This window comes from Parafrankia sp. FMc2 (assembly GCF_041008525.1).
Classification (GTDB): domain Bacteria; phylum Actinomycetota; class Actinomycetes; order Frankiales; family Frankiaceae; genus Parafrankia.
Map to the genome: position 1 here is coordinate 1 of NZ_JBFLUG010000274.1, position 4,458 is coordinate 4,458.

5 protein-coding genes are annotated in these 4,458 nt (G+C 67.3%); 3 read left to right on the plus strand and 2 right to left on the minus strand.

The window, feature by feature from the left end; genetic code table 11:
* Nucleotides 1-86: 86 nt before the first annotated feature.
* Nucleotides 87-434, minus strand: a complete 348-nt coding sequence (locus AB1460_RS38480) for a glycosyltransferase family 9 protein (RefSeq protein WP_420497453.1) — start codon at nt 432-434, stop codon at nt 87-89.
* A gap of 238 nt (nt 435-672) precedes the next feature.
* On the opposite strand from AB1460_RS38480, the gene AB1460_RS35880 reads away from it, so the two are divergent.
* From AB1460_RS35880 to AB1460_RS35890, 3 genes are all read left to right on the plus strand, one after another.
* Complete coding sequence (locus AB1460_RS35880) at nt 673-1,707, plus strand: hypothetical protein (RefSeq protein ID WP_368966910.1); 1,035 nt, start codon at nt 673-675, stop codon at nt 1,705-1,707.
* A 797-nt stretch (nt 1,708-2,504) separates the two neighbouring features.
* Entirely contained in the window at nt 2,505-2,753 is a 249-nt protein-coding gene (locus tag AB1460_RS35885; RefSeq protein ID WP_368966912.1) for a type II toxin-antitoxin system Phd/YefM family antitoxin, read from the plus strand.
* The gene (locus AB1460_RS35890) at nt 2,750-3,133 is read left to right on the plus strand and encodes a type II toxin-antitoxin system VapC family toxin (protein WP_368966914.1); all 384 of its coding nucleotides are present in this window, start codon (nt 2,750-2,752) and stop codon (nt 3,131-3,133) included. Before AB1460_RS35885 ends, AB1460_RS35890 begins: the two co-directional genes overlap by 4 nt.
* Before the next feature lie 127 nt (nt 3,134-3,260).
* On the opposite strand, the gene AB1460_RS35895 is transcribed toward AB1460_RS35890, so the two are convergent.
* Nucleotides 3,261-4,127, minus strand: coding sequence for a transposase (locus AB1460_RS35895; RefSeq protein ID WP_368966916.1), 867 nt, complete (start codon nt 4,125-4,127; stop codon nt 3,261-3,263).
* Nucleotides 4,128-4,458: the final 331 nt, after the last annotated feature.

Here is a 4,458-nt window from a genome sequence, read left to right on the forward strand (position 1 = left end):
CTCCTACCGCACCCGCGCCCGCCGCGAGCTCCTCACCAAGGACCGACCCAACCACAACTGATCAACCAGACGCAGGGGGTCAAGATTCAGAGACCCGCACGGGGTCGGTTTTCGGGGAGCCTTGACAGCCCGTCGCCGGTCGGCGCGTGGGCCGCCGCACGGCTCGTCACGCCCGGCCAGGCCGGGACGACATCGACCTCGTCCCAGGGGCCCGGGCGCCCCCGCAGCAGCTGTGTGTGCCAAGGCAGTCCGAGATACACGATGCGGGCCGTCGGGTACGCCGCGCGCAGCGCCTCCAGCGCAGGCAGGGCGAGGACGAAGTCCCCGAGCCCACTCGCCCGCAGCACGACGATCCCGCGCACATCCTCGACGCGGGAGGTGGTGGCCCGACGGCAAGGCTCTCCAGCCCTGAGTTCCCCGACAGATGCGGTCACGCCGTGTCGGTGCCCGTCCACGGAGCTCCGACACGCGATGAGGAGCCGGGGATCGACCAGCCCGCCTGACGAAGCAGGCTCCCTTCGGCCGGGGAAAGTCTGCCACGCAGCCGCGACCGGTTCGCCCCGACTAAGCTGCCTTTGCGAGGTACGGGCTCGGGTGGCCTGAGGGTCGAGCGCGGTGATGCGTACAAACGACCTGGTCGTGGGGCAGCGCGTCCGCGTTGAGGAGGGCCCCGTGGCTGACGGCCAGAGCGAGGACGCGAAGGTCCAGTGGGCGCGCGAGCTGCTGAACACGCCCTGGCGGGACGATCCCGCGGCAACGGTCGTCGGCGCACGTCGGCTGATCGAGCTGGGGCCGCCGTATGTCGCTGAGGCCGTCGACCAGATCAGGCTGCGTGTTCTCACCAACCACCACCTCGGTATGAGCATCCGTATCGAGGGTGCGCGGCTGCTGGCGGGGCTGGGCGGGAAACACGTCGAGTACGCCGCCTACGGCCTACGGTTGATGATCAGTGAGTATCGGGGCTACGTCGAGCCGTCCGACAACATGGACGCGGCCAAGGAGCTTGCGGGGTTGGGACCTGCCCATGTCGCCGAAGCGGCGTGGGAACTTCGACGACAGATCCGGACGTCCGACGCCGAGAGGTGGGACCGGGCGCACGGGGCGCTGTACCTGGCCGACCTGCGAGGTCCTGGCGTGATGCCCGAACCGCCGTCAGAGTGGGACTTCCCGGTCTACGGCGCGTTCCAGGACCGTGCCGGAAGGCACGAGTTCGAGCAGCGTTGGGTCGAGGGATGGGGCACCGTACGCGGTGAGCCCGGCCAGCCACTATGGCACATGAGCTTCGGTCATCGCGCATCGGACGAGGGCACCCTTGTCGTGTCGACCTGGCGCGGCCTCGGCAGCTACTGGCACGGGACGAACGGCCCTCTGGACGCCAGGCGCGACGCCGCGATCGACAGCCAGGTCGGCGCGCTGAGCCTGGCGTTCCCGCGCGACGCCGTCACAGGTCGGGCCGAGGAGGACTTCTGGCGAGCGGGGGCGCCGCTGAGCGACTGGCCGCAGTCGTGGCCAACGCTAGCGATCACTGTGAACGACGACCGGGTCGAGTTCCGCATCCGCCGGCTCGGCGACGCCTGGGCAGCCGTCGCTCAGCTCGGCCCGCTGGCAATCGGCGTCTACGGGCGCGGCTGCGAACTCGGTGACCACAGCCTGTTCAGCGTCTCCAGGGCTTATACGTCTCCAGGACTTACTGTCCCGTGTCTGTGAGCGGTGAGTGTGAGCTGGACCTGATCGACATGTCGGATGTCGCCGCGATGCTGGGGCTGGGACGGAGCAGGGCGGACACGCTGAGCAGGTATGCCGGGTTCCCGACACCTGCCGTGGTCAAGCCTCGGATCCGCCTGTGGCATCGCCGCGAGGTGGAGGCATGGTGCGACCGGAACCGACCGGGTTGGCGCGGCGAGGGATGACCCGCAGCCACGCAATGACCGCCCATGATCACGTCACGACGAACGTGTCGCAGACCACATTTGCGACAGTCCGGGCTGAATCTCGAAACGGTTCGATCAGTACCGACAGGCGATGAAGAACGCAGTCAGAGCCGGTCAAAAGTACGGGATACGCACGGGATGATCTAGATTCCGGACTGCTTCACCGGCCGCGAAAATGCCTGGCTACCAGGCAGTTCGGAGCCGGCGAGGGGGCTCGAACCTAACCGCTCGATTACAAAACGAAACGCCGCGTATCGGAACATGCCGGAAAGTGCCGCGCCGTGCCGCAAAATCCGAGGTCAGCGGGTTTTCGGTGTCGGAACGTGCCGGCGGATGCCGCGTCGTGCCGCAGCATCCGCGCACACAATGCGCACACACGCGGCCCGATCTGGATCATCGTCCGAACGACGGAGACGCCTCATCGACTCTAGTCATCAGCGACCACTTCGGCGACGCCACGTAACCGACCCGCTCAACGGGAACCGGGTAGATCCTCGCCTTGGAGAACGAAGCCGCGACCACCGGCTCATCTTCGCAGCGGCGAGCAGATAGCACAAGTGCTACTCTCGGGGGGTGGACGAGATAGGGCTTCGAGAGGTCCGGCAGAACGCCAGCGATCTGGTACGCCGGGCCCAGGCCGGTGAACGGCTCACTATCACCGTGGCCGGCCGACCAGCAGCCGTCCTCGGCCCGGTGAGTTCGCGTGTGTGGCGGCGCTGGGGCGATCTGGCGGATCTCTTCGCCCAGCCGGAGGACACCGACTGGCCCGAGGACCGCAACCTCGTCGACGGTTCCCTCGCGGATCCCTGGGAAGGCCGATGAATCGCGGCGTCCTCGACACCAGTGTCCTGGTCGCCACGGACGTCACCCCCATTCCAGGCGAGTTGGCAGTCAGCGTCATCAGCATCGCCGAACTACAGTTCGGCATCCTCGTCGCCAAGACGCCCCAGGCCCGCGCAACCCGGCTCGCCCGCCTCAGCGCGATCCAACGACGGTTCGACCCGCTGCCCGTCGACGACGCCGTCGCCGACAGCTACGGACGTCTCGCCGCCCGCGTCGTCGAAGTCGGGCGCCAGCCACGCGCACGCACCATGGACCTGCTGATCGCGGCCACCGCCCACGCCCACGCAGCCAGCATCTACACCCGCAACGCAGCCGACCTCGCGGGTCTGGAAGACCTCCTGAGGATCGTCACGATTTAGAAGGCGCTGACGCCCCTGTGTTGTCAACTGCCCTGAGTGGCTGGTGGGTGCGGGCGTGGAATGGCGTTGTAGATCTCGCGGGCGACGTAGCGTTTGAGTCTTCTGAGTCAAGTTGTCACGGTAGTTGTCAAGTCAACTGCGACAGTGGATCTTCGTTTGGTTGGCTTGGAATGGGCTGGTTGATCCACACGGTCTCGGGCAGACGGGGCGGTCGTGGCCGGCGGGCGAACCGCTCTGGGTGGGCCGCGTGGGCGCGGTCGAGGGTGGCCTGCCGGTGGGCCTGGACCTGGCTGGCGGTGCCGAAATGGACCGAGGCGGGGGTGTGGAACCCGATCCCGGAATGGCGATGGTCATGGTTGTAGGCGGTGAAGAAACCCTCACAGTAGATGCGGGCATCGGCGAGCGACCCGAACCGGTCCGGGAAATCGTAGCTGTACTTGAGGGTCTTGAACTGCGCCTCCGAGAAAGGATTGTCGTTCGACGTCCGTGGCCGTGAATGGGACCGGTGGACCCCGAGGTTGACGAGGAGTTCCGACACAGGTTTCGAGACCATCGCCCCACCGCGGTCCGCGTGGACCGCCTGGGGAGCCGACCCGTTCCGACGGATCGCGTCGGCGATGAAATCCTTCGCTACCACCGCATCCTCGGCGGCAGCGACGAGCCAGCCGGTGACATACCGCGAGTAGATATCGATGATGACGTAGAGCTTGTACCAGGTTCCTTTCTCGGGTCCCTTCAACGCGGTGATGTCCCACGACCAGATCTGCGACGGTTCGGTCGCGGACAGCTCGGGGCGGACCCGCGGCGGGTGCGTCGCCTGGGCACGGCGTTCCCGGGTCTGCCCCGCCGCCCGAGCGATCCGGTACATCGTCGATAGGGAACACCAGTAGCGGCCGGCATCGAGCTCCCGGGCCCAGACCTGCGGGATCGCCAAATCCTGGTAGGCCGGGCTCGCCAGGACCGCCAGGACCTGCGCACGCTCGGCTTCGGTCAACGTCCCCGGCGGAGGCGTCCGCGCCGGCCACGGCCCATACACAGGCCCGCGCGGAGCGATATGGCGATAATGCGTCGCCCGCGACCGGCCGACATGGGCACACGCCCGATTCACCGGAACACCCGCGGCGCGAAGTTCATCAAAAGCCAGGTTCAACGCCTGGTCGGCTACTGGTCGGAGTCCGCTCTCTCGGAGACCTGCTGCAGTCGGGTAGCCGGCGGGAATCGCACCCGCCGGCTCCCACGGATCCGTACGTGAACCTCTCGGTTCATACGGCTCTTACCGTCCGGCGAATGATCCTCCGCAGTCGGTAATCCATGCCCAGTGGGCG